Genomic DNA, 25,661 nt, shown 5'->3' with positions numbered 1-25,661 from the left:
CCGGGGTTCCTGCCCCCCGGCGTCATCCCTTCCGGTCCGGGCCGGACGCTCGGACCTGCTCGGGCTGCGACGCAGCGCCTGGACGATCCGGTCTGCCGAAGCGTCGGCCCTGGCCTCCGCCGGATCGTCGGCGCGTCCGATCGTTGTCGGTCCGCCCGAGTGGCCGTCGGCCACGTCGGCAACATGGCTCAGCTCATGGGCCAGTAGCCGCTGTCCGCCGGACTCATCAGGGTTGAAGGCCCCCGCCGTGAAGAAGATGTCCGAGCCGTGGGTGAACGCCACGGCCTGCACCGAGCGGGCCAGCTGGTCGGCTTGACCGTCGGTATGAACCCGGACTGCCGAAAGGTCCACTCCGAGTTGGTCGCCGATGCGGGTGCCCAGCGGCTCCGGCAATGCCGCACCTGCACCAGCGCTGCGGCGCAACGCAGTCATCACGCTGTCCGAGACGCGACGGCCGCCGAGTGGATCGGGATCTGTCAGAGCATCTGATCGTCGGCGGAGCGCATCCACGGACCAAGTGATCGGCCGTCCCCGCGGTACCTCTGCGAACGGCCCCCTGACCGTCGCAAGTCCGGCGACCGGCACCGGCGGCCGGGTTCCGTGGATTCGCGCCCCGTCACCGAACTGCACCGCCCCCTCCGTGTGCGCCAGGTCCCCTTCGGCGGGCATCGGGCCGCTGTGCGTCGTCGGCGTTGCAGGTTCGGACACGCCATCCTCCTGACTCATACCCGCGCCCTCGAGGCTGCCGGGGCACAGCGAGTTCGCGGTGCTCCCAGCCTATTCGCTCCCGACGATTTCGGTGGATTGCCCGATACGCTCTCCGTCTCGGTTCGCCCCGAGGCCGCAGCGGGACGCCTGCGGCGTGAGCAAGTCCGACCTCGCTAGGGCCGGGGCACACCCGTGCGCAACACTGCCTCGCCACCCTCCGCGCGGCTTTCGACTAGAATGGAGCGGTTGCAGGCAGCACGCCGGAACTATTAGGGCCGGTCGCAGCGTTGAATCTGCCGCACGACAAAATCCGCGCCGGTCCCCGACCCCGGTGCGCAGGAGGGAAAAACCCATGGCTGATCGCGTCCTTCGCGGTTCCCGGCTCGGCGCCACCAGCTACGAAGCCGACCGCAATCACGACCTCGCCCCGCGCCGTACCGCGACCTACGCGTGCCCGCGGGACCACGAATTCACCGTCCCGCTGGCCGACGATGCCGAAGTGCCCGGCGTCTGGGACTGCCGGATGCACGGCCTCGAGTCGACCCTGGTCGACGGCAGCGTGCCGGAGAGCAAGGCCAGCAAGCCGCCGCGCACCCACTGGGACATGCTGCTGGAGCGGCGCTCGATGCCCGAGCTGGAGGAGATCCTCAACGAGAAGCTCGACGAGCTGAAGGCCCGCCGCACCCTGCAGTAAGCAGCGGCCGGCACAATCGATCAACAGACCCCCGCAACACCGAGGCCGGTGGCGCGGGGGTTTGTCGTGCCGTCAGCCCTTGCGGAAAAGACCCTTGACCTGGTCCACCCGGTGACCGATCCCCCAGCCGGCCACCTTCAGGAAAGCCTCGGTGACGATGTTGCCGCTCATCTTCGACTCGCCGACCGTCCGCTCGGTGAAGGTGATCGGCACCTCGGCGACGGTGAAGCCGGCCTGCAGGGTGCGCCAGGCCAGGTCGATCTGGAAGCCGTAGCCCCGCGACTCGACAGCATCCAGGTCCAGCTTCTGCAATACCTGAGCCCGGTAGGCCCGGAATCCGGCGGTGATGTCCTTGATCTTCACCCCGAGGGCGAGCCGGGAGTAGAGGTTGCCGCCGCGGGAGATCAGCTCGCGGGCCCTTGACCAGTTCACCGTCGACCCACCGGGAACGTACCGGGAGCCGATCACCAGGTCCGCGTGCGCGGTGGCCGCCAGCAGCCGAGGCAATTGCTCCGGCGCATGCGAGCCGTCGGCGTCCATCTCGACCAGAATCCCGTAGTCACGCTCCAGGCCCCAGCGGAACCCGGCGATGTACGCGGCGCCCAGTCCATCCTTTTCGGTGCGGTGCATCACCCGGATCTGCTCGTCGGCCGCGGCCCGCTGGTCGGCAATGTCCCCGGTCCCGTCCGGTGAGCCGTCGTCGATCACCAGCACATCGGCGTCGGGCACCGCCGCCCGGAGCCGGTCCAGGATCATCGGCAGGTTGTCCCGCTCGTTGTAGGTCGGGATCAGGACCAGAACCTTGTCGGCCGTCACGGTGATGCGTCCTCCTGGATGTCGTCACCGGGCGTGCGGTGGTCGGTCGGGCGGTGCTGGTCGGCGTCCCGCTTGCCGGGCCGGCTGCCGACCCGATCGCGGCGGCGCGCTGCGACGAACAGCCAGAGTAGCGCCAGCGGCGTCGCGATCGTGACCAGCCACTCGACCCATGCCCCCAGCACCGTACCGGGCGTGGTGCGGTCGATCAGCGGAACGCTCGGCACCAGGTAGCCAGGGGTGAACAGCGGGATCTTCGACTCCACCGAGCCGTCCGGGCGGATCACCGCGGATACCCCGCTGGTCGCCGCGATCAGCACCGACCGGCCGTGCTCGACCGCGCGCACCCGACTCATCGCCTGCTGCTGGTAGGTCTCGTCGGTCCAGCCGAAGGTGGCGTTGTTGGTCTGCACCACCAGCACCTGCGCGCCGCCGTTGACCACATCCCGGGTCAACCCGTCCTCGACCACCTCGAAGCAGATCAGGTCACCGAACGGGATACCGGCGACGTCGAAGTTCCCCACTCGGCTCCCCGGCAGGAACTGCCCCGTCAGCAGGTCGACCTTGTCGCTGAAAATGCGGAAGAACGACCGCCACGGCATGTACTCGCCGAACGGGATCGGGTGCCGTTTGATGTACGTCTCCCCCGGCCCGGTCCCCGGATACCAGACGATGCCCATGTTGTAGTACGAATGCGGCTGGTCGGTTCCGACCACCGCGCCGATCAGCACCGGCACCCCGATGTCATCGACCGCGTCCGAGATCACCTGCGCCGCATCGGCATTGGTGTACGGGTCGATGTCGGACGAGTTCTCCGGCCAGATCACCAGGTCCGGTTGCGGCGCCGTCCCGGCGTGAACGGCCGCCGCGAGTTCGTGGGTGCGCTGTGCGTGATTGTCGGTGACGGCCATCCGCCGGGCGTTGAAATCCAGCCCTGGTTTCGGCACGTTGCCCTGGATGACGGCGATGGTGCGGTGCGGGTAGGAGGCGGCATCGGCCTGGCTCACCATGGTCAGCCGGCCGGCCAGACCCAGGCCGAATGCGACGACCAGCAGCACCAGCGGGAGCACCAGTACCCGGACCGCAAGGGTCCGGCGGTGACCCCAGCACCTGCGCAGCAACACCGCGAGGGAGAACCCGGCGAGTGCGGTGACGAACGTCAACCCCGCCGAACCGAGCAGCGACGCTGCCGGCACCAGCGGACCGTCCGGCTGGGAGAATGCCAACGAACCCCACGGAAAGCCGCCGAACGGGAACCTGGCCCGCAGCGCCTCGCCGGCGCCCCAGGCGGCCGCCGCCCAGATCGGCCACCACGGCAGCCGCCGCGCGGCCCAGGCCAGCAGGATGCCCACCAGCCCGGTGAGCAGCGCTTCCGCGACGGCCAGCGCCACCCAGGGCAGGCTGCCGACGTAGACGCCGGACCAGTTGAGCAACGGCAGGTAGAAGGTCAGGCCGAAGACCAGCGCGAGGCCGTAGCCCGAGCGGCCGCGGACGCCGTAGACGGACAGCCCGAGCAGGGCGATGCCGACGATCGCCGCCCACCACAAGGTGGACGGTGCGAACGCCGCGTACAGCGTCAGCCCACCCGCGGCCGCGGCCAGCAGCCGCAGCCCGCCGGTGCCCCGCAGTGCCCGCGCCCAGCGGGCCAGTCGCCGGCCGGGGCCGGCGGTGCCGGCCGGGGTGGTCATCGTCTCCACGCCCGTCAGCGTAGAGCGCTCGGATCGGTACCCCGTCCACCTCGCTGCCGGGTCCGCAGGGCGTCCGCCCAGTCCCGACCCGTGCCGCGGTTCCGGTCGGGACATTCCCGACCCGTGCGGCCGGCCGTCTGGGACACTGGTCCGGTGACCGCACCGCCACCGGCCGATCAGACCACTACCGCGCTCAATGGCCTGACCTCCGCGGAGGTCGCGGAACGGGTGCTCCGCGGCGAGACCAACGTGGTGGATACCAGTTCGTCGCGCAGCATCTGGGAGATCGTCAAGGCGAACGTCTTCACCCGGTTCAATGCGATCCTCGGCGCGCTGTTCGTGCTGATCCTCATCACCGGCTCGGTAGCCGACGGGCTGTTCGGGCTGATCCTGGTGCTCAACTCGATGATCGGCATCGTCCAGGAGTACCTGGCGAAGCGGAAACTCGACCGGCTCGCGCTGCTCAATGCCCCGACCATCAGGGTGGTCAGAGACGGCGCGACCGTGCAGATACCGACCGCCGAGGTGGTGCTGGGCGACCTCATCGAGCTGCGCACCGGCGACCAGGTGCCGGCCGACGGCACGCTGGCCGCCGAGGACGGGCTCGAACTGGACGAGGCGAACCTGACCGGCGAATCCGATGCGGTGCCCAAACGCGAAGGTGACGAGGTCCGCTCCGGCACCACGGTGGTGGCCGGTACCGGGCGTTTCGTCGCCGCAGCGGTCGGGCCGAACGCCTATGCGAACAAGATCGCCGCCGAGGCACGCAAGTTCACCAGAGCGCGCAGCGAGATCCAGGACTCGGTCAACAAGCTGCTGAAGTACATCACCTGGGTGATCGTCATCGCCTTGCCACTGCAGATCATTTCCCAGGCCAGGGTGGTCGGCGACCAGGGCTGGCGGGAGGTGGTGATCCGGTCCACCGGCGGGCTGGTCGGCCTGGTGCCGGAGGGCCTGGTGCTGCTCACCTCGGTGGCCTTCCTGCTGGCCGCCGTGCAGCTGACCCGCCAGCAGGTGCTGGTCCAGGAGCTGCCCGCGGTCGAGGGTCTGGCCAGGGTGGACGTGGTGTGCCTGGACAAGACCGGCACCCTCACGGTCGGCGACATCGTGTTCTCCGACATCGAGCTGATCGGCGACCCCGAGGGCAGCGACGACGGCATCGGGGCTGACGAGATCCGTTGCGCGCTGGGCGCATTGGCCGACGACCCGAACGCCAACGGCACGCTGCAGGCGGTCGCCGCGTCCATCGACCCGCCGCACGGCTGGGAGCGGATCGCCACCATCGCCTTCAACTCCGCCCGCAAGTGGAGCGCGGCCTGCTTCACCGGCCGCGGCACCTGGATCCTCGGTGCCCCCGATGTGCTGCTGCCCGAGGACTCGCCGGTGCGTGAGCGGGTCGGCGAGTTGGCCCGCACCGGTGCGCGAGTGGTGTTGCTGGCCAGCAGCGCGGTTCCGCGGCTGGACAGCCCGGAGCTGCCGGACGACCTGCAGCCGGAGGCCCTGGTGCTGCTGTCCGAACAGATCCGGCCGGATGCGGCCGAAACGCTGAAATATTTCGCCGAACAGGGCGTCGACATCAAGGTGATCTCCGGCGACAACCCGCAGACAGTGGCGGCGATCGCCCGGTCGGTCGGCCTTGAGGTCGACCAGGCCACCGATGCCAGAACGCTGGGCACCGACCCGCAGGAGCTCCGGGATGCCGCCAGGACCACCACCGTGTTCGGCCGGGTGTCCCCGGAGCAGAAACGGGCCCTGGTGCGGGCGCTGCAGCTCGACGGCCGGGTGGTGGCGATGACCGGCGACGGCGTCAACGACGCACTGGCGCTCAAGGACGCCGACATCGGGGTCGCGATGGGCAATGGCGCGCAGGCCACCAAGGCGGTGGCGCAACTCGTGCTGCTGGACGGGAAGTTCTCCCACCTGCCGTCGGTGTTGGCCGAGGGTCGCCGGGTGATCGGCAACGTCGAGCGGGTCGCCAACCTGTTCCTGGCCAAGAACGTGATGAGCCTGGTCGCGATCATCACCGCGGCCGTCTGGGCCCTGCCGTTCCCGTTCCTGCCCCGACAACTGACGCTGGTCAGTGCGGTGACCATCGGCATCCCGGCGTTCTTCCTCGCGCTGGGTCCGAACAAGCGTCGCTACATCCCGGGCTTCCTGCGCCGGGTTCTGCGATTCGCAGTTCCGGCCGGAGTCGTCGCCGGGCTGGTGGTGTTGGTCTCTTACCTGTGGGCCAATCAGAGCTACGGAGTGCCGCGGGAGCAGTTCGGCGAGCTGTGCAAGGTCGTCGAGGGAAGCAAATCGATCACGGACATCGCTTGCTGGCAACCGGGTTCCGGCGCCACCATCGCCCTGCTGACGGTGTTCTTCTGGATCCTGGTGGTGCTCTCCCGACCGTTCCGGCTGTGGAAGGCGTTGCTGATCGGCGCCATGGTGCTGCTGGCGGCGCTCGCGTTCACCGTGCCCTTCGCCAGTGAATTCTTCAACTTCTCGGTCCCGGCGCCGCTGCTGTGGCAGTCCCTGCTGGTCGGCGCCTGCGGCGCGGTGGCGATCGAGATCGTCTACCGCACCGCCAAAGAAGTCAGGCAGACCCACCACATCGCCGACTGACCGCTCGATCCACCCGCCATTCGACCCGACCGACAGGATCAGCTGATACCCCTTGGCAGCCAAACGCTCCCGCTCCCTGACCGACGATCTGCTACCGGCCGGATCCGAAGTGCTGCTGGATATCGCCACCGACCACGGCGCACTACGGATCGAGCAGGACCCGTCGCGACCCTCCGGCCGGCTGGTGTTCCTGGACGGCGTGGCCTGCTCCTATATCGACCTTGACGACCCCGGACACCTGGAGTTCACCTACATCCGTCGGTTCGCGGACATCATCGCTGCGCTCTGGCCGTCGCCGGAGCCATTGCGGGTCAGTCACGTCGGAGGAGGCGGGGTCTCGTTCCCCCGCTACCTGGCCGACACCCGGCCGCGGTCCAGCCAGATCGTCTACGAGTACGACGGCGCGCTGATCGAACTGTCCCGACAGCACCTGGGACTGGTGACCCATCCAGGACTGAAGATCAAGATCGGTGACGCCCGCCCGCGGATGGACCGGCGGACACCGGATTCCGCCGACGTCGTGGTCGGTGACGCCTTCGTCGGACGGGTGGTGCCACCGGCGCTGTCGTCGGTCGAGTACGTGCGGCAGGTGCGCTCGGTACTCGGCGACTCGGGGATCTACCTGCTGAACGTGATCGCAGGGCCCGACCTGCATCTGGCCCGCCGGCACGCTGCCACGCTGCGGTCGGAGTTCCCGACCGTGCTGGTCTCGTCAGACCCGGACGTGTTGTCCGGCAAGGTGAGCGGCAACCTGGTGTTCCTGGCCACCGGGCGACGGGCAAAGGATCTGCCGCTCGGCGCGATCCTGCGCGCCTGCACCTCCGGCAGTTACCCGGACCGGGTGATCCGCCCCGAGGAGATCGCCGCCTTCATCGCCCATGCCCCCGTGCTGACCGACTGACTCCCCGGCGCTTGTCGATCCCCCGCAGGCGGGAGGTGTCCCATCTCAGGCGCTTACGAAGTCACGGGAATTGTGACTGGTGAGGCACGGGTGTGCAGGTTCGGAAGCGCATCCAATGTTGATAAGCGTCAGGGGTGCGGGGTCAGGCCGGCGTGGGCGGCGGCGAACGCGAGCTGGTCGGCGTACTCGGAAGCCAACGCACCCACCGGTTTGCCCATGCCGTGGCCGGCCCTGGTGTCGATCCGCAGTAGCACCGGCGCGTCGCCGGCCTGGCAGTGCTGCAGTTGCGCACCGAACTTCAGCGAATGCGCCGGCACCACCCGGTCGTCATGGTCGCCGGTGCAGATCAGCGTCGGCGGATAGGCGGTGCCCTCGGCCAGATTGTGCAACGGCGAGTAGGCCAGTAGCGCCGGGAAGTCCTGCGGATCACCGGGATCGCCGTATTCGGTGGTCCAGGCCCGACCGGTGGTGAACAGATGGAAACGCAGCATGTCCAGCACGCCGACGGTCGGCAACGCTGCCGCCCAGAGATCGGGGCGTTGCACCAGGGCGGCGCCGGCCAGCAGGCCGCCGTTCGACCGGCCGTGCACCACCAACTGCTCCGACGAGGTGGTTCCGTCGGCGATCAATGCCTCGGCGCAGCCGAACAGATCGTCGAAGACCCGCTGCTTGTGCTGCTTCATACCAGCCTGGTGCCAGGACTGCCCGAACTCGCCGCCGCCCCGCAGGTTCGCCACCGCGAACACACCGCCCGCCTGCACCCAGGCGGCGAACAGACCGGAGAAGGACGGCAGCATCGGAATGTCGAAGCCGCCGTAGCCGTACAGCAGGGTCGGCGCCGGAGCATCAGCCGGCAGGTCGGCACGCCGCACCACCGTCATCGGAACCTCGGTGCCGTCGGCCGAGCTACCGCGCCGGCGTTCGGCGATCACCTCTACGCCGGGCACGGCCGCGGCGGACCCGGGCTGTGCCGCCGGGAGCCGTTCGGCGGCAACAGCATCGGTCACCACTGCCCGCTGGACCGTCAGCCGATCGGTGAACGAGGTGGTTCCGACGAAGACCTCGTCGCTGGTGCCGCGGGCGTGCACGGCGACCACCGATGACGGCCCGGCCGAGGTCAGCTCGCCGATGACCTGCCCGTCGTGAGCGACGAACCGGACGTCGTGTGCGGTATCCCTGGAGGTCACCAGGACGAAACCGGCCCGGGTGGCCTGCGCCGAGACCAGCAGGTCGGTGTCGTGTTCCGGGACGATCTCGGTCCAGGAACCGACATCGGTCGCTGACGCTGCCGGCAGCGACACCAACCGACCACGTTCGGCGTCGAACTCGGTGCGCAGCACCAGACTTCCGTCGATCACGTCGACCGGATGGTGGGCGTCGGCGAGACTGCCGATCAGCTGGACACGCTCGCCGAAGACCGCCGCCGAGTCCAGGTCGACCGGCCGCAACTCGACGGTGCTGCGGGAGTCGGTGCCGGGCGCCGCGGTCAGCATCAGCCACTTCCCGTCAGAGCTGAACTCGGGATCGACCATCCACTCGGCGCCACCGGCCGCCGGCGGCGGCGCCCAGATCTGCACGTCGTCGTGTTGCGGGATCCCGAGCCGGTGCAGCACCAACTCACCGGGTGGCATCTCGGCCACGTACTCCTGCCCGGACGGGGCCGGGTAGCGCCAGTACAGGAAGCCGGACCCGTCCGGGAGCCAGGTCGGCGCCACCCACTTCGTCCAGTCCAGCCGGTCGGCGGTCGGCTGCCCGGTCGCCACGTCCAGCACAGTGATGGTCCGCCAGTCGGAGCCGGCTTCCGAGATGGCGATGGCCACCAGCGCACCGTCCGGGCTCACCTCGGCCGCGGTGAGCGCCGCCGTACCGTCGTCGGCCAGCTGGTTCGGGTCCAGCAGCACCCGTGGACGTTCCAGCAGTTCGGACAGGCTGTCGCCGGTCACCAACAGATCCTGGTCCGCGGCGCCCGGATTCTGCATCCGGAAGTACCGTCCGCCCCGCTCCCAGGGAGTTCCGCCGCGCGGCTGGGTGAGCAACCTGGTCACCGCGTCCAGGAAGTAACCGGCGGCCGGCAGCGCCGACAGGTACGGCGCGCTGACCTCGTTCTGGGCGGTGACGAACGCGACCGTCCGCTCGGCGTCCGGGTCCTCCAGATAGCGGTACGGGTCGGCGACCGTGACCCCGTGCACGAGCTCGGAGACATCCTCGCGTTCGGTCGTCGGTCGTTCGACGAGCGTTGGCAGATTCGTCGGCCCACCGGCAGTCGTTGTCATCCGCCGATCACATCACACCGACGGGCCGGGCGATCGGCCCCGGTCAGCTCCGCCGGGTGCGGTAGGCGAACACCCCTTTACGTTCGGCGACCAGGGTGATCTTCCCGTCGGCGGATGCGACGCCGACATCGGGTGGAATCATCGTGGGTTTGGCCGATGTGCCATCGGGACGGCAAGGGTCGAGCAGTTCACCACCAGTGCGGTAGTACTGGGGCTCGCCGTGGACGTGGTACGGATCGCGGTAGGTGAAGGTGCCGTCGGTGCTGCACCAGGACACGTCTGTGGGTCCGGCCTTTCGGGTGGTGCCGGTGTTCAGGTCGACCACGGTGCCGGTGGTGCCGAGCAGGACCCGCTGCGGATCCAGATACCGCACGTTCGACGGGCCGTCCGGGGTGGCCAGGTCCGGGGCGCTGCCGAGCGGTCGTGACCAGTAGGGCTTTCCGGTGGTCGGATCGATCCGCATCAGGGTGATGCGCGCACCGACCGCTCGTGTGAGATCGCCGGACCGGTGATCGCCGTCGTCGAGGGTGCCACGGTGGCTGCAGGCCAACACCTTCGTATCAGAAGGACCGGCCCCGTTCAGGTTCGTCTCCGTGATCCGGAAGAAGCACAACAGCGACATTCCCGGGTTCTGCCACCGAACCCGACCGGTGTCGGCATCGATACCCACACTCACCAGATTCTTGGCAGGATCGAACGACGGATAGTCGCCGGCCGCGTTCGGGTGCCAGCCACGGTAGGCGGTGAAGACGAACACCGCGGGATCGCTGTCCATGCTCCCCGTCACCTGTACCGACGCATCCGGATCGCCGAACACCTGCTGCTTGCTGGTACTCCACAGTGCCTTCCCGTCGATGACCCGACGGACATCCGTCTTGGTGACCAGCAGCCCATTGCTGTCCGGCTGGTCGTCTTCCCCACTTCCGGTTGCCTTCGGGGCCTCGGTCACCGCACCGGACGCCGGATCGATCCGCAGTTCCGTCCAGGTGTCCCCGATGTAGGCAGCGCTGCACAACAGTCTCGGTTGCGCCGGACAGCTCTCCGGCACCGACGACCATTCGCGCACATCCGAGATCGCGCGCTCGTGGCCGTTGGAAGGGTTCACCAGCATGGTGGTGGCGGCGAATCCGTCCTTCGCCGGCTTCCAATAGACGACCCGGTTGTCGTAGGTGCCGACTGTCAGTTCTCTATCGGGATACAACTCCGCCGTAGTCGCCCACTTGTGCCAGAGCTGCTGACCGGTGGTCGGGTTCAGCGCTACCAGGAACAGCGTGTTCGATACGTCCTGCGCGTAGTAGACCGCGATCCCGTCCACCAAGCTGACCTGGGTGACCGGCGAGAGCTGGGTGTTCTTCCAGGCTATTTGCTCGGGCACCGCCGCCGGCGGGCCGACCGGCTCCGCAGCCCCGACGGTGCCGGGCTTCCCGGCCGTCGCAGTCGTCGCTGGGCCGGCCGCCGTTCCGGCGGTGGTCGGCGCGTCGGGCAAGAGGTAGGCGGTGACGGCGGAATGCGAGGTCACCACGAGGAGGTCGCCGCGCTCGTCCGACATCGGGACGCCGGCGGTGACGGGAAGTTCGCCGATGGTTCCTTTGCTGGCTCGTCCGGAGGCGTTGCACGGCATCACTAGACCTGACGTCATCACGTCGGTGAAGAGCTGACCACCGCTGGCGACCGGTACCGATCGTGGCGCCGTCCAGTTGTCCGGGCACCAGAAGACCCGGTCCGCCGGCGCCGGCGTGCTGCGCCCGGTGCGCAGGTCGATCACCAGCGGCTTTGATGCCCGTGCCAGCAGGACCGTGTCCTGACCGTCGGGCACCAGCGCTTGATTGCCGTAGACCGCCAGCAACGGAACATTGCCGACCGCCGTGCGCCACCTTGCCTTTCCCGTCCGAGGGTCGTACGCCTCGAGGGAGACCTTCAGGTCGGAGGCGACGGCCGACGGCAACGCGGCCGGATCGGTGGTCGTGGTGTCGGTGACCGTTCCGCTGAGCCGGCACCGCAACAGACCGGGTCTTGCTGTGACGGAACCGGCGCAGGCGTTGACAGTTCCGGAGTCCTTCCAGCGCAACGTTCCTGTGCTGAGGTCGATGCCCAGCGTCATCGCATCGGCCGGGTAACGGCTCCTGATCCCATGGGCGACCGGGCTCGACATGGTCAGGGTCACCATCACCATGTTGTCGGAGGCGATCTGACTGAACTTGCCATGCCATCTACTGATATCGGTGTAGTCGCTCAACTTCTTGACCCACACCGTCTTTCCGTTCAGTCGTCTGATGATCCGCGGATCGTTCGGATCCCCCACGTACACATCGTGCGAACCCATCGGCTCCAGTCCGCCGGTCGAACCGCCCGCCCGGTCGGTGAAGGCTCCGGTCTTCTCGTCGAGCTGCAACGAAACGAGATCGTCGGGGTGGTCGACCGGATAACCGGTGATGCAGATCCCTGGAGACTTCGATCCACAGTCCCAGATGTCGTTGGTCAGGTAACCCGCGGTACTGCGGATCAGGTCCTTACCGGTCCGTGCGTCCGCAATGATCAACTGACTGCGCCGCGGCTCCGACTTGTCGGGGCGGAGATAGCCGACCCGCCCTTCGTCGGTGAACACCGCCAGCGCGTCGTCCGCATCGACGTATTGGATGCCGTAGCCGGCGGGTTGGGTCCACACGACTGTGCCGTCGGTCGGGTCCAGCGCGTACAGGGACAGCTTCGAGCCCACCGTTCCGTACACCAGGAGCACCCCGGCTGCCTCCACCGCCGGTGCGACCGGAGCGAAACCCGCCGAGCGCCACGCAACTTCAGTGGTTCTCCGGGCCTGGCCTACGACCGAGCCGGTCGTCAGATCCGATCCGGTCGCCGGGCCCGATCCGGTCGACGCCGTCGCGGCCGAGGCCGACCCGGTGTCTCCGGGGCGGCTGGTACCCGAGGCCGGCGCCGGACTCGTCGTCGGTGTTGCGCTGCCCGACGACGTACAGCCGGTCGGCGCCAGCAGCGCCGCCAACAGGATGGACAGCACCGCACGGTGGCGACTCGATGGCTTCGGCATGTTCCCCGCTCCCCGTCCTGCCCCGCGCAGAACTCGAACGAAGGGTAGCCAGGCTCGACGGGTCTGCCGGAAGTTGTCCACATTCGTTGCCGCGACAGCGCTGTGCCCGGCGCGGGGATAACCGCACGACGGCATCGATGCGCTTCGGGTAGCATTGACTGGTCCCATTGTCTCACCACCTGGATGGTCGATGCTCCGCTGAAGTTCGTGCCGCAGTCCGACCGGTCGACGCCCGCGTCCCGGCAAGCACCAGCTTCAGGAGCATCCATGAGTACCGCCATCACCCTGTCCGCAGTTCAATTCGCCTGGCCCGACGGCGAGGTCGTCTTCGACGACCTGTCGGCCCAGATCCCGTCCGGCACCACCGGGCTGGTCGGCACCAACGGCAGCGGCAAATCGACCCTGCTGCGGCTCGTGGCCGGTGTGGTAGCGCTGCAGGGTGGTTCGATAGCGATCGAGGGTCGGCTCGGCTATCTGCCGCAAGACCTTGTGCTGCAAGCGGATCGGCGGGTCGACGAGCATCTCGGCATTGCCGCCGTGCGGCATGCCATTGCTGCCATCGAGGCCGGCGACACCGATGCACGGCACTTCGAGACGATCGGCGACGACTGGGACGTGGAGAGCCGCACGCTGGCCGAGCTGGCCAGGCTCGGCCTGCCCCCGGACGTGCTGGACCGTCAGCTCGGCGCGCTGTCCGGCGGCGAATGCACCCGGCTGGCACTGGTCGCGTTGCTGCTGGACCGGCCGGACGTCCTGCTGTTGGACGAACCCACCAACAACCTCGACGGCGATGCCCGGCGTTACCTCTACGACCTGGTCACCGGTTGGTCCGGCACCCTGGTGGTGGTCAGTCACGACCGCGAGCTGCTCGAACTGGTGGACCGGATCGCCGAGATCCGCCCGGTCGGGCGGCCCGGCAGCCGGCGCAGCCTGACCTGGTACGGCGGCAACTTCTCCGCCTATCGCGAGGCGGTCCAGGCGCAGCAGGCGGCCGCCGAGCAGGCGGTTACCGCCGCGCGCTCCGATGTCCGGCGGCAACGCAGTGACCTGGTCGATGCCCAGGTCACCCTCGCGCGACGGGAACGCTACGGGCGCAAGATGTCTGCCAACAAGCGGGAACCGAAGATCATCATGAACCAACGCAAACGCGCGGCCCAGGAAAGCGCCGCCAAGTTCAAGGGCATGCACACCGAACGGCTCGAGGACGCCAAGGAACGGTTGGACGAGGCGCAGGAGCGGCTGCGCCGGGACGACGTGATCCGGATCGACCTGCCGGCCACCGAGGTGCCCGCCGGCCGGGACGTCCTGCAGCTCACCGAGTTGCGGCTGCGCACCGGACAACAGCTCGATCTCACCGTCCGCGGCCCGGAGCGGATTGCCGTCACCGGCCCGAACGGCAGCGGGAAGACGACCCTGCTGCACACCATCGCCGGGCGGCTGCCGCCGGTCGACGGGCAGGCCGCGGTGCGGGTGCCGGCCCGGCTACTCCCCCAGCGGATCGATCTGCTGGACCCGGCGCTCTCCGTTTTCCAGAACGCGGCGGCGTTCGCGCCGACTGCCGAGCCGAATCCGTTGCGGGCCAGACTGGCTCGATTTCTGTTCAGCGGTGACGCCGCCGACCGGCCGGTGGCCGCCCTGTCCGGCGGTGAACAGTTCCGGGCCGCGCTGGCCTGCCTGCTGTTGGCCGAACCGGCGCCGCAGCTGCTGATCCTGGACGAGCCGACGAACAACCTCGACCTGGCCAGCGTCGAACAGCTCACTTCGGCGCTGGCGGCCTATCGCGGCGCCCTGCTGGTCGCCTCGCACGACGAGCCGTTCCTCGAGGACATCGCCGTGAGCCGGCGGATCGAGCTCAGTTCCGGGCCAGAAACCCCGGATACTCCGCCAGCTGACCGCTCTGCACCTTGAACTCGGTCGAACCGACGTCGCCCAGCGTGGTGATCACCGCGACGTCGCTCTGCAGGGTGATGGCTCCGGTGAACTTCGAGGTGCCGAGCCGGGACCAGGTGTCGGTGAGGATCTTCACCGCGGTCGCTGCTTCCTGCTGCGAGCCGTAGATGGTGACGAACGCCGCGGTGCCGGTGATCCGGCTTCCCGGTGTCCAGGCGTAGCCGCCGAACTCCGGGACCGGCGCCTGCTGGTAACCGCCCTGGGCCACCGCCTGCTCGAACGCCGTCCGCACGGCCGTCGGTGCCGACGACGGGCTGGCGGTCACCATCTCGGTGCCCATCTCCACCATCGCCGCCTTCGGCGCGGCATCCAATACGGTGCGGACCCTGCTGTCCTTGGACATCGGCGGATCCGCGGCGGGACCGGCGATCGCTTGCTGCAGCAGGTCTTCCGGGATTTCCGTGCCGTCGGCGATGTACGTCAGCGACTGCTTCTGGTCGACCCCGATCCAGGTCCGGTCCGCCCGGTAGCCGGCGATCCCGGCGACCGTCGCCGCCGACACGTCGTCGCCCCGGATCTCGGTGCTCTGCAGCTTCGTCGGGTCGGGAACCGCGCCGCCGCAGACCGCCAGCGTCCCGGACTTCTGAGCGCTGCCCAGCACGATCGAGGATGACGGACCGGCGTCCCCGGTGCGCAGCCCGGAGTATGAGGCGTCCAGAAACGTTCCGCACGGGTTGCTCACCCCGACCTGGTCGAGCCACTCGGTCTCGGCCGTCGGCCGATCGGTGCCGTTGCCGCCGGCCGCCGGATAGTCACGACGCAGGGCCACCTCGGTCATCGCCGCCGGGTCGATCAGCGCGATGTCGGACAGGGTGGATGCGGTGCCGGGCAGCCGATCCAGCACCGGGCTGGAGACCGCTCCGGTGATCACCGGTGCCTGCCCGCCTCCCGAAGCGCCCTGTTCGGCCGATCCCGCGACGGTGTCGCTGCAGGCCGCGGCGGTGGTGGTGAGCGTGGCGACCAGGGCGCCGACGGCGGCGGATCTGAGCAGCCGCCTCATCTGTCCGTTTCCTTCGGCGGCACCACTTGCCGGTCCTCGAACGGGGTGGACAGCACCACTGTCGTCCTGGTGGATACGGCGGCCCTGGTACGGATCTGGGACAGCAGCGTCTCCAGGGCACCCGGCGATGCGACCCTGACCTTGACGATGTACGACTCGGTGCCGGCCACCGAGTAGCAGGACTCGATGGCGCCGAGTCCGGCGAGCCGCTGCGGGTAGTCGTCCGGCGCCGCCGGGTCGATCGGGGTGAGCGAGATGAAGGCCGTCAACGGCAGACCGAGCTGCTCGGCGTCGAGCCGAGCGGCGTAGCCGCGGATCGCGCCGCGTTCCTCCAGCCGCCGGACCCGTTGGTGCACGGCCGAAACCGACAGGCCGACGCGTTCGGCGAGATCGGTGTACGAGCAGCGACCATCGGCGGCGAGCTCCGCCACGATCCGGGCATCGACGTCCTCGAGCACCTACTCGGTCCCGTCGCCGACGATGGTCAATTCGGTCGGGCAGTTGTTCAGCAACCGCGGGGCGCCGGCCTCGTCCACCACCACGATGTCCTCGATCCGCACGCCGAATCGGCCGGGAAGGTAGATGCCCGGCTCGACCGAGAACGTCATCCCCGGTTCCAGTGGCTGTTCGTTCCCGGCCACCAGATAGGGATGCTCGTGCACCTCGAGCCCGATCCCGTGCCCGGTCCTGGTGACGAAGTACTCGCCGTAGCCGGCCCGCTCGATCACCGTGCGGGCGGCCGCATCCGCCGATGCGCAGGTCGCACCGGCGACCGCGGCGGCCACCCCGGCGGCCTGGGCGGTTCTGACGATCTCGTAGACGCGCCCGAACTCCGGGTCCGCCGGTGCACCGACCGAATAGGTCCGGGTGCAGTCGGAGAAGTAGCCCGCGGGCGACGGCCCGCCGATGTCGATCACCACCGGATCGCCCTGCTGGATCACCCGGTCGGACGCTTCGTGGTGCGGGCTCGCCCCGTTCGGGCCGGATCCGACGATGACGAAGTCGGCGCCCGAGTGTCCCTCCTGCACCAGCGCCTCGGTGATGTCGGCAGCCACCTCGTGTTCGGTGCGGCCGGGCCGCAGCCACTCGCCGATCCGTCGCTGCACCCGGTCGATCGCGGCACCGACCGCGGCCAGCGCGGCCACCTCGGCGGCGTCCTTGCGCATCCGCAGCTCGCCGATGGCCGCACCGACCAGCGCGAGCCGGGAACCGGGCAGCGCGTCCCGCATCCCGATGGCATGCATCGCCGGTAGATAGTCGTCGACGGCCAGGCCGGTGACGCCAGCGGGCAGCAACGCCGTCAGCGCGGAGTACGGATCCTCGCCGTCTTTCCAGGTGCTGATCTGCAGGTCCAGCCGCTCGACCGGCGTCCCGGCCCAGCCGGGCCGTTCGAGTAACGGAACGAGCAGCCGGGCCCGGCCGTCCGGGGTCACCGCCAGGCAGCTGAACCGTTCGTGCGACCCGACCGAGTGACCGACGAAGTACCGCATGTCGGCACCCGGTGCGATGAGGATCGCGTCGGCCCCGATCCGGCCCGCCTGATCGGCCAGCCGACCGAGACGATCCGCGAGAGTGGCGACGTCGGTCGGTGTGCGCAGGGCGTCGTCGGCGGCCGCTGCCGCGCTGATGGCCGCGGTTGACGTGGTGGTGACGGACATACCCATCAGCCTATCGACCCCGCGCCGCCCGGTCCGCCGGTAGCGTCATCCGCGTTCCGCCTGTCGTCCGAGGGAGATGTCGTGTTGCAGCTGCTCGATCTGGCCGGGATCTATTTCCGGGCGTTCTTCGCCGTTCCCTCGTCGACGGTCGGCCCGCACGGCCGTCCGGTGAACGCGATACGCGGGACTCTTGACATCCTGGCCAGGGTGATCGCCGATGCCGAACCCAACCGGGTCGTCGCCTGCCTCGACCTGGACTGGCGGCCCGCCTGGCGGGTCGAGCTGATCCCGACCTACAAGGCACACCGGGTGCAACGGGTGGTGCCCGATCCCGACCGGCCGGACATCGAGGAGGTGCCGGACGAACTCAACCAACAGGTTCCAGTGCTGCTCGACGTGCTCGCCGCGATCGGCATCGCCACCGCCGGCGCCGAACACTGCGAGGCCGACGATGTGATCGGCACCCTGGCGGCGACCGAGTCCGCTGACCCCGTCGAGGTGGTGACCGGCGACCGCGACCTGTTCCAGGTCGTGTCGGACGATCCGCCGCCGGTCACCGTCCGGTACATCGGCGCCGGGATGAGCAAGGCGAAGGTGTATGACGCCGCAGCGGTCCAATCGCGGTTCGGCGTGCCGCCGACCGGCTACGCCGACTACGCAACGCTCCGGGGTGACGCGTCGGACGGACTCCCCGGCGTCAACGGGGTCGGCGACAAGACGGCCGCGTCGCTGATCACCTCGTTCGGTTCGATCGACGGCGTGCTGGCGGCGCTGGACGCCGCGGACAGCCGGCTGGCCTCCGGTCCACGTCGCAAGCTGGAACCTGCCCGTGACTACCTGGCGGTCGCGGCCCGGGTGGTGGCGGTCCGCACCGACGCCGAGATCCGGCTGTCCGGCGACTCCCGGCTACCCAGCACGGCCGCCGACCCGGATCGGTTGGCGCAGTTGGTGTCCGAGCACGGCCTCGGCGGTTCGGCGACCCGGCTGCTGACGGTGCTCGGGATCAGCCTCCCGGGCGCACCGTGAGGTCGGTGACGTCGCCGTCCGGCGGCAGGTCCAACGCCAACAGGATCGAAGTGGCGATCGAATCGGCCGTGGTGAAGGCGTGCGGCAGGTAGGCCCTGCCCTCCTGGCGGTGCACCTTTTCCTGCATCGGGGTGGCGGTCCGCCCCGGGTAGATCGAGGTGACGCGGACGCCGTTGGCGTGTTCCTCCTGGCGCAGCGAATCGGCCAGCGCCTTGAGCCCGTGCTTCGAGGCCGCATACGCGGCCCAGTCGGGCCGCGCGTTCAACCCGGCGCCGGAGTTGACGAACACCACCCGGCCGCGGCCCGCTCGCAGCTGCGGCAACAGCAGCCTGGTCAGCTCCGCGGGGGCGACCAGATTGACGGTCAGCTGATGCAGCCACGACGTCGCCGACAACTGTGCCACCGGGCCGAGATCGACGGTACCGGCGACGTGCATAAGCGAGTCGACGACGGCGGGGAGCTGCTGGGCGGCCAGCGACCGGGCCAGCGACTCGGGGTCCGACAGGTCGGCCACCACCGTCGCCGCGCCAGGCAATTCGGCGGACAGCCCGGCCGCCCGCTCGTCGTTGCGGGCCAGTAACACCAGGTGGTCGCCGCGGTCCAGCAACCGGCGTGCGACCGCCGCGCCGATCCCGGAGCCGGCGCCGGTGATGACGTGGGTCCGCTGTGTCTGGGTCATGCGGGTGTCCCGGGTCGTGCGGGTGTCGCCGTCATGCCGGCGTTCCGGGCGCGGAGAACCGGCCGAAGTGGACGACGTCGTCCGTCGGGCGCCGTCGGCGGGTGCGGGTGCTGCCGCTGGGCGCCGTGCGCTCCGGGTGTCCGAGGGCGATCACTCCGACGATCCCGCGATCGTCCGGGATACCGAACGCCCGGCGCACGGTGTCCATCTGGTCGCCGGGGACGCCGAAGAACAGCGCGCCCAGCCCCTCGTCGACGGCGGCCAGCAGGATGATCATGGCCGCCATCCCGGTGTCCACGTCCCAGTACGGCACTGGCCAGTGCGACTCCTGCAGGTCCTGCCACGGCTTGTCCGGTTCGGCATACCGTCGCAGATAGGTCTGCTTGTCCGAACAGCAGAGGATCAGCGCCGGCGCCTGTTTGAGGCCGGTGATCCAGTTGTCGTCCGGGCCGTCGTCCGCCGGGTCGGCGGAGGCGTCCCAGAAAGCCTCGACCTGGTCACGGCCGGACAGCACGACGAAGTCCCAGCCCTGGCTGAACCCCGCGCTCGGCGCCCGCAGGCCCAGTTCGACGAGCCTGCGGAGCTGGTCGTCCGGCACCGGGTCGGGCCGGAACCGACGGATCATGCGACGACCACGGACCACCTCGGTGAACTCCATCGGCGCATCCTGTCACGACGACCCGTGCGGTCGTCCGGCGGCTGCCCGCTCGGAGCCGTCGCCCGAACCGCATTCGGCCGGTGTGTCACGGCGACACGCCGGTGGTGCCAAGATTCTTTGCGGAATCTGGCGGAAACCCTTGCGGGCGCCCCGATCTGTGACGTAGAAACTTCGTACGCACTCCCGCAAGGGAGAGCAGATCGAACAGCAACGAGGTCCTTGTCGGCGGAGCAATCCGACGAGTCCGCGGAGACGACGCGGGCGGGCCGGCGAGCAGTTCGATGTTCGTCAGCTCGTCTCGCTGCGAACGCCCCGAGCCCCGGCCAACTCATACTTGGCCGGGGCTCACCTCTATCTAAGGCCGAATTGGTAACCAGGCCGGGCGCGACACGCCCACTGCCGCACCATTTTTCCGCGGCGCCCGTCATCCCCGGGCCGTCTCCGGCCGGTTGCCCGGTCCGTCTCCGGCCGATTGCCGGCCGATCCCGCCGGTGACGAAAGACGTTGTACTGCAGTGACTCCAGCCACTCCCGTCGGCCACCCGAATCACCCGAACGGGTTGCCGCCCGGCGTGTCAAGCCAGACGCGCCGGGCGCCGCAAAAATTCTTCGGGAATCTTCGCCGAACCCCTTGCGCACGCCAGGTGGCTGACGTAGAAATTCAGTACGCACTCCCGCAAGGGAGAGCGGGTCGGACGACAATCGGGGCCCCTGCTGGAGGAGCAATCCACCAGGCTCGCGGAGACGCGGCGGGCGGGCCGGCGAGTCGACCGACGTTCACGGACCGTCTCGTTCGCGAACGCCCGAGGCCCGGCCAACTCATACTTGGCCGGGCCTCACCTATGTCCAGGGTACCCGAGCCGCGCCCCTCCCCCGGATGAGAACGGCGCTCAGCCCGCAACACGCGCCCGATTTGCCGGGCAGCGCGTCATGATCATCGCCACTGGGGACGACGCCAATCGGAGGCCGGCGCCCGAGGCGCGAGATGCGCGAGATGCGACGCGGCCCCGATCGGCAGTGCCGTCGGGGCCGCGGTGAATCTGGTTCGGGTCAGTTGGGAACGCTGACCTCGTACTTGCCGCTGTCGTCCTTCACCGTGATGGTGACCGTCTTGTCTTCGCCGTCGATCTTCACCGTGCAGTCGAAGGTGTTGCCGGCCTTCACCTGGGTGTCGCCGGCCTTCGGGCAGCTCGCCTCGGTGGCGTTCATGTTGTAACTGTTCTTGATCAGCGCCACCACGTCGTTCTGCACGGCGGTCTGGTCGAACACCTTCTTGTTCAGCCAGCCGGGCCACAGGAACAGCAGGATCGCAGCGATCACCAGCACGGCGACCAGCGCCGAACCGCCGATGATCAGCCCCTTGTTGCCCCCCGACTTCGGTGCGGGCTGCTGGCCGTACTGGCTGTAGCCCTGCTGCCCGTACTGCTGCTGACCGTACTGCTGTTGCCCGTAGTCGTACTGGCCCTGCTGGCCGTAGGCCGGCTGCTGCTGGTAGCCGGGCTGCTGGCCGTATCCCGGCTGCTGCTGATAGCCGGGCTGCTGGCCGTATCCGGGTTGCTGACCGTAGCCGGGTTGCTGACCGTAATCGGGCTGCTGCCCGTACTGCTGCTGGCCGTAGCCGCCCTGGTTACCCCAGGCGTCGCCCTGGCCCGGTTGGCCCTGCTGGCCATACGGCGACGGGGTCGACCCGGAACCCGGTCCCGTGTACCCGGACCACTGCTGGGGGTTCTGGTCCCCGCTCTGACCGTAAGGCGTGCTCATCAGTGCCTCCCTGAGTGCCGGGCCGGAGCCGACGGCTGTGTTCTCGTTCGTCGTGCCTGTTGCCCATGATCCAACCATGACGCCCGAACGACCGGTCCGACCCGGGCCGGATCGTGCGTCGCTGGGAACGATACGGTGCGCCACCACCGCTGGAGAATGGTTCCACCGAATTCGTGACGCGACGTTTCGGGCGACCCGCTATCTGGCGCCGAGGGAAACGACACCGCGGCGGATCAGTCCGACAGCCTCCCTCGCCCGCTGCCCGACCGGGCCGGCCACCGCGCCGTGGATCTGGTCGAGCAGATCGATCACCTGCCGGCTCCAGCGGACGAAGTCGCCGGCCGGCATCTCGACCCCCGACACCGACGCGATCTCCAGCGCCTCGGCCAGCGTGCCGCCCCTGGCCCACACCCCGATCGCACCGGCGAATCCGGCGTCGGGCTCCCTGGTGACCCGCAGCTCGTGGGCCCTTTCCTGGGTGGCCAGCTCCGCCCACAGCCGGACGGTGGCCGAGATCGCCGCGCCGGCCGGCCCCGGCACCGGCCGCGCCATCACCTCCCGCCGCGCCTCGTAGACCAACGCGGACACCGCGGCCGCCAGGTCGGGAGCGGACAGCTCGTCCCAGACCCCGGAGTTCAGGCACTCGGTGGCCAACAGGTCGCTCTCCGACCAGATCCGGGAGAGCATCCGGCCGCTGTCGGTGAGCTCGTCCTCGTGCAGGTAGCCCCGATCGGCCAGCACCAGCAGGATCCGGTCGAGCTGGTCGCCGAGCGAGTCCCTGGCACCGTCGACCCGCCGACGCAGGTTCGCGGTCTCGGCGGCCAGCCGGTTGCGCCGGCGGATCCATTGCAGGTGGCTCTCCCGATCGGCACAGCCGTGCACCGGGTGCGCCCTGATGGCCTTGCGCAACGCGGTGAGATCGGCCTCGCTGAGCACCGTCCGCGCACTGCCGTCGGCACCGCGGTCGTGACCGGTGCCGGTCGCGGACTGGCTGCCGTCCCGCCCGCCGCGGCCATCCGGCCGGCTCACCCTGACGGCCGCGATCGAGGAGGCGATGTCGCGCCGCACCTGCGGCGAGCGGTGATTCACCTGCTTGGCCAGTCTGATCCGGCCCAGCGCCGGCACCGGTCCACGGAAGTCGGCCTGGCTCAACCGCCCTGACCATCGATCGGCGGTCACCACCAGCGGCCGGCTCACCCCGTCGATCTCCACGCCCGGATCGAGCACCACCGCCAGCCCCGCCCGGCGGCCGGCGGGGACTTCGATGACGTCACCGCGTTTGAGCTGGGCGAGATCCAGCGCCGTCGCCCGTTTGCGCCGGGCGGCACCGTCCCTGGCGGCGTCCTTCTCGGCCCCGGTCAACCGGCTGAGCAGGTCGAAGTACTCCTCCACATCGCCGAGGTGGCAACGGATCCGGGCGTTGTGCTCAGCGATCGACTCCTCGCCACGACGGACCTGGCGGGCCAGGCCGACCACCCCGGCATCGGCCTGGAACTGGGCGAACGATTGCTGCAGCAGGTCTTTCGCCGCAGCCCTGCCGAGCCGCTCGATCAGGTTGACGGCCATGTTGTACGACGGGCCGAACGATGATCTGAGCGGATAGGTGCGCTTGGACGCCAGTCCGCCGACCTGTCGCGGGTCCAGACCGGGCGACCAGATCACCACGGCGTGCCCTTCGACGTCGATGCCGCGTCGACCGGCCCGACCGGTGAGCTGGGTGTACTCCCCCGGCGTCAGGTCGACGTGGCTCTCGCCGTTGTACTTCACCAGCTTCTCCAGCACCACGGTGCGGGCCGGCATGTTGATCCCGAGGGCGAGCGTTTCGGTCGCGAACACCGCTTTCACCAGTCCGGCGACGAACAGCTTCTCGACCGTCTCCTTGAAAGCCGGCAGCATCCCCGCATGGTGGGCGGCGATTCCCCGTTCCAGCGCCTCCCGCCACTCCCAGAAGCCGAGCACCCCGAGGTCGGCCTCGGGCAGTTCGTCGGCCCTGGCGTCAACCACCTCGCGGATCCGGACCCGTTCGGCGTCGGACACCAACCGCAGTCCCGACCGCACGCACTGTGCGACCGCGGCCTCGCAGCCCGCCCTGGAGAAGATGAAGGTGATGGCCGGCAGCAAACCGGCGCCGTCCAGCCGTTCGATCACGTCGACCCGGTTCGACGGGCGTCGGGCCGGGCCGCCGCCCTGCCGGGATCCCGACCGACCCCGGCCGCGGACCGGGGTGGCGTGGGCCCAGCGCGGCTCGGCATCGGCGACCGCTCTGGCCAGCGCCGGGTCGATCTGCACCCGGGCACCGGCCGCGGTATCGGGGGTGAGGGACTGCCGGAAGAGGTCGTACAGCCGGCGGCCGACCATCATGTGCTGCCACAGCGGCACCGGCCGCACCTCGTCGACCACCACGGTGGTGTCGCCGCGTACCTGCTGCAGCCAGGCGCCGAACTCCTCGGCGTTGGACACCGTCGCAGACAGTCCGGCCACCTGCACCTGCTCCGGCAGGTGCAGGATCACCTCTTCCCAGACCGCGCCGCGGAACTTGTCGGCGAGGTAGTGGATCTCGTCCATCACCACGGCGGTCAGGCCGGCCAGATCCGCCGACCCGGCGTAGAGCATGTTGCGCAGCACCTCGGTGGTCATCACCACCACCGGTGCGTGCGAATTGATGGCGACATCGCCGGTCAGCAGACCTACCTTCGCCGCACCGTGCTCGGCCACCAGGTCGGCGTACTTCTGGTTCGACAGCGCCTTGATCGGCGTGGTGTAGAAGCACTTGCCGCCGGTGGCCAGGGCGCGGAACACCGCGAACTCACCCACCACGGTCTTGCCCGCGCCGGTCGGCGCGCAGATCAGTACGCCTCTGCCGTCCTCGAGCGCCCGGCAGCCGTCGATCTGGAATTCGTCCAGGACGAACGGCCGGGCCGCGGCGAACTCCGCCAGCAGCGGATGCCGGGCCAGGTCCCGCGATCGGGCGAACCGCTCCGCGGGGCTCAGGCTCTCGTCGGGATAGGTGATCTCGTCCCGCCTGCCGGTACCCACCCACCCAGCGTCGCACATCGGCCGCCGGCGTTGCTCAGGTGGCGTCCGGGTCGAATCGCGGGCGGGTCGGATCGGCGTCGGTCACCGGCGGATCGGACGCCAGTTCCCGGACCGGCGCCGGGGTCGGCGTGGGCGCCGGAATCGCCGAGCTGGCGATCGAATCGTCACCGGCGCCGATGGCGGCGGCCGCCACCGGGGTCGGGGACGCCTGGTCGTCGTCCAAGTCTCCGAAGCCCTCGGCCGCCAACCGCCTGCCCTTGCGCTTGTCGTGGATCTTCGAGACCTGAACGGCGATCTCGTACAGCAGGCACAGCGACACGGCCAGCCCCAGCATGGTGATCGGGTCGTTGCCGGGGACGGTGAGACCGGCGAACACCACCAGGCCGAACATCGAGTACCGACGGGCCTTCGCCAACCGGGCGCCGGTCAGGATGCCGATGAAGTTCAGCATGATCAACAGCAACGGCAACAGGAACGAGACGCCGAAGATCAGCAGCACGCTGATCAGGAAGCCGAAGTAGCTTTCCGGGTTCAGCGCCGAGGCGGTGACGTCGCCGCCGAACCCGAGCAGCACCTTCAGGCCCTTCGGGATGATCAGGTAGGCCAGGGTCGCACCGAGCACCATCAGCGCCGCCGCCGAGGCGACGAAAACCACGGTGTAGCGGCGCTCCTTGGCGTACAGCGCCGGGGTGACGAACGACCACAGCTGGTACAGCCAGACCGGGGACGAGACAACGGCGCCGGCCATCAGCGCACACTTCAACGCAATCTGCAGCGGCGAGAACGGACTGGTCGCCAGCAGTCGGCAGCCATCGCCGAGCTCCTGCCGGGGCGGGCTGGGGACGTCGCAGTACGGCTGCAGCAGCAGGTCGCCGAGGGAACGGATGCCGAGCGCCGGAATGCCGTTGTAGTACCAGACGAAACCGACGATCACCCCGCCGAGCAGGCCGAGGATGGCGAAGAACAACCGCCTACGGAGCTCGTACAGATGCTCCATCAGGCTCATCGTGCCGTCGGTCGACCGCTCCCTCTTGGTGCGGCGCAGTAACGCCAACGCCGGTCTCCCTCGTCTTCAGCCGGACCGGGTCCGGTACCGCTCGGGCCCGCAATGCGGCCGACCCGGCCGCCGCGCACGCCCCGGATGACGCCGATCCTACTGATCCGCCG

Annotated in this window: 17 protein-coding genes and 1 pseudogene; 5 read left to right on the top strand and 13 right to left on the bottom strand. The window is 69.4% G+C overall.

The annotated features are described in order from the left end of the window. Positions 1 to 186: 186 nt before the first annotated feature. Positions 187 to 432, bottom strand: a pseudogene (locus K340_RS37435) (eCIS core domain-containing protein); the annotation flags it as partial. 628 nt (positions 433 to 1,060) lie between these two features. Here K340_RS37435 and K340_RS0104385 point away from each other — a divergent pair. Further along, entirely contained in the window at positions 1,061 to 1,402 is a 342-nt protein-coding gene (locus K340_RS0104385; RefSeq protein WP_029135819.1) for an RNA polymerase-binding protein RbpA, read from the top strand. A 72-nt stretch (positions 1,403 to 1,474) separates the two neighbouring features. Here the strand turns inward: K340_RS0104385 and K340_RS0104380 are convergent, their stop codons facing one another. Both K340_RS0104380 and lnt read right to left on the bottom strand, forming a co-directional pair. Further along, positions 1,475 to 2,218, bottom strand: a complete 744-nt coding sequence (locus tag K340_RS0104380) for a polyprenol monophosphomannose synthase (protein WP_245599439.1) — start codon at positions 2,216 to 2,218, stop codon at positions 1,475 to 1,477. Beyond that, positions 2,215 to 3,903 carry an apolipoprotein N-acyltransferase gene (lnt, locus tag K340_RS27425; RefSeq protein WP_084614081.1) on the bottom strand — a complete coding sequence of 563 codons (1,689 nt, stop codon included), beginning with the start codon at positions 3,901 to 3,903 and terminating at the stop codon, positions 2,215 to 2,217. Before lnt ends, K340_RS0104380 begins: the two co-directional genes overlap by 4 nt. Before the next feature lie 153 nt (positions 3,904 to 4,056). Between lnt and K340_RS27420 the strand changes: the two genes are divergently transcribed. Together K340_RS27420 and K340_RS27415 are read left to right on the top strand one after the other, a co-directional pair. Beyond that, positions 4,057 to 6,510, top strand: coding sequence for an HAD-IC family P-type ATPase (locus tag K340_RS27420; protein WP_051265194.1), 2,454 nt, complete (start codon positions 4,057 to 4,059; stop codon positions 6,508 to 6,510). Positions 6,511 to 6,562: 52 nt separating this feature from the next. After that, positions 6,563 to 7,411: a spermidine synthase gene (locus K340_RS27415; protein ID WP_051265047.1), complete on the top strand. Its 849-nt coding sequence runs from the start codon at positions 6,563 to 6,565 to the stop codon at positions 7,409 to 7,411. 128 nt (positions 7,412 to 7,539) lie between these two features. On the opposite strand, the gene K340_RS0104360 is transcribed toward K340_RS27415, so the two are convergent. Both K340_RS0104360 and K340_RS0104355 read right to left on the bottom strand, forming a co-directional pair. Continuing rightward, entirely contained in the window at positions 7,540 to 9,684 is a 2,145-nt protein-coding gene (locus tag K340_RS0104360) for a prolyl oligopeptidase family serine peptidase (RefSeq protein ID WP_051265045.1), read from the bottom strand. Positions 9,685 to 9,727: 43 nt separating this feature from the next. Further along, a complete protein-coding gene (locus K340_RS0104355) occupies positions 9,728 to 12,727 on the bottom strand; it encodes an RAD23 family protein (protein WP_154674070.1) in 3,000 nt (999 codons plus the stop codon). A 267-nt stretch (positions 12,728 to 12,994) separates the two neighbouring features. On the opposite strand from K340_RS0104355, the gene K340_RS0104350 reads away from it, so the two are divergent. Continuing rightward, the gene (locus tag K340_RS0104350) at positions 12,995 to 14,635 is read left to right on the top strand and encodes an ABC-F family ATP-binding cassette domain-containing protein (RefSeq protein WP_029135815.1); all 1,641 of its coding nucleotides are present in this window, start codon (positions 12,995 to 12,997) and stop codon (positions 14,633 to 14,635) included. On the opposite strand, the gene K340_RS0104345 is transcribed toward K340_RS0104350, so the two are convergent. From K340_RS0104345 to K340_RS0104335, 3 genes are read right to left on the bottom strand one after another with little or no spacing between them, the layout of a single operon-like run. Next, positions 14,580 to 15,677: a hypothetical protein gene (locus K340_RS0104345; RefSeq protein ID WP_029135814.1), complete on the bottom strand. Its 1,098-nt coding sequence runs from the start codon at positions 15,675 to 15,677 to the stop codon at positions 14,580 to 14,582. The two genes, K340_RS0104350 and K340_RS0104345, sit on opposite strands and share 56 nt — an antisense overlap. Continuing rightward, the gene (locus K340_RS0104340; protein ID WP_029135813.1) at positions 15,674 to 16,135 is read right to left on the bottom strand and encodes an Lrp/AsnC family transcriptional regulator; all 462 of its coding nucleotides are present in this window, start codon (positions 16,133 to 16,135) and stop codon (positions 15,674 to 15,676) included. Before K340_RS0104340 ends, K340_RS0104345 begins: the two co-directional genes overlap by 4 nt. Further along, on the bottom strand, positions 16,136 to 17,335 hold the full coding sequence (locus K340_RS0104335; protein ID WP_051265043.1) for a M24 family metallopeptidase: 1,200 nt from the start codon (positions 17,333 to 17,335) through the stop codon (positions 16,136 to 16,138). An 81-nt stretch (positions 17,336 to 17,416) separates the two neighbouring features. On the opposite strand from K340_RS0104335, the gene K340_RS0104330 reads away from it, so the two are divergent. Continuing rightward, on the top strand, positions 17,417 to 18,361 hold the full coding sequence (locus K340_RS0104330; RefSeq protein WP_037362656.1) for a 5'-3' exonuclease: 945 nt from the start codon (positions 17,417 to 17,419) through the stop codon (positions 18,359 to 18,361). On the opposite strand, the gene K340_RS0104325 is transcribed toward K340_RS0104330, so the two are convergent. The 5 genes from K340_RS0104325 to tatC form a co-directional block, all read right to left on the bottom strand. Continuing rightward, the gene (locus K340_RS0104325) at positions 18,339 to 19,040 is read right to left on the bottom strand and encodes an SDR family oxidoreductase (protein WP_029135810.1); all 702 of its coding nucleotides are present in this window, start codon (positions 19,038 to 19,040) and stop codon (positions 18,339 to 18,341) included. The genes K340_RS0104330 and K340_RS0104325 overlap by 23 nt on opposite strands. Before the next feature lie 31 nt (positions 19,041 to 19,071). After that, positions 19,072 to 19,698 (bottom strand): nitroreductase family protein, encoded by a 627-nt coding sequence (locus tag K340_RS0104320; RefSeq protein WP_029135809.1) that lies wholly within the window; start codon positions 19,696 to 19,698, stop codon positions 19,072 to 19,074. 1,049 nt (positions 19,699 to 20,747) lie between these two features. Continuing rightward, the gene (locus K340_RS0104315) at positions 20,748 to 21,458 is read right to left on the bottom strand and encodes a DUF4333 domain-containing protein (protein ID WP_029135808.1); all 711 of its coding nucleotides are present in this window, start codon (positions 21,456 to 21,458) and stop codon (positions 20,748 to 20,750) included. Between the two features lie 198 nt (positions 21,459 to 21,656). Then, positions 21,657 to 24,494 carry a DEAD/DEAH box helicase gene (locus K340_RS0104310; protein ID WP_245599438.1) on the bottom strand — a complete coding sequence of 946 codons (2,838 nt, stop codon included), beginning with the start codon at positions 24,492 to 24,494 and terminating at the stop codon, positions 21,657 to 21,659. A 34-nt stretch (positions 24,495 to 24,528) separates the two neighbouring features. Further along, the gene (gene tatC / locus K340_RS27410) at positions 24,529 to 25,548 is read right to left on the bottom strand and encodes a twin-arginine translocase subunit TatC (protein WP_245599437.1); all 1,020 of its coding nucleotides are present in this window, start codon (positions 25,546 to 25,548) and stop codon (positions 24,529 to 24,531) included. Positions 25,549 to 25,661: the final 113 nt, after the last annotated feature.

The sequence above is a fragment of the Nakamurella lactea DSM 19367 genome (genome assembly GCF_000426645.1).
In the GTDB taxonomy this organism is placed as follows: Bacteria; Actinomycetota; Actinomycetes; order Mycobacteriales; family Nakamurellaceae; genus Nakamurella; species Nakamurella lactea.
Note: the sequence above shows the minus strand (reverse complement) of the source record. Positions and strands in the feature narration are given on the sequence as shown.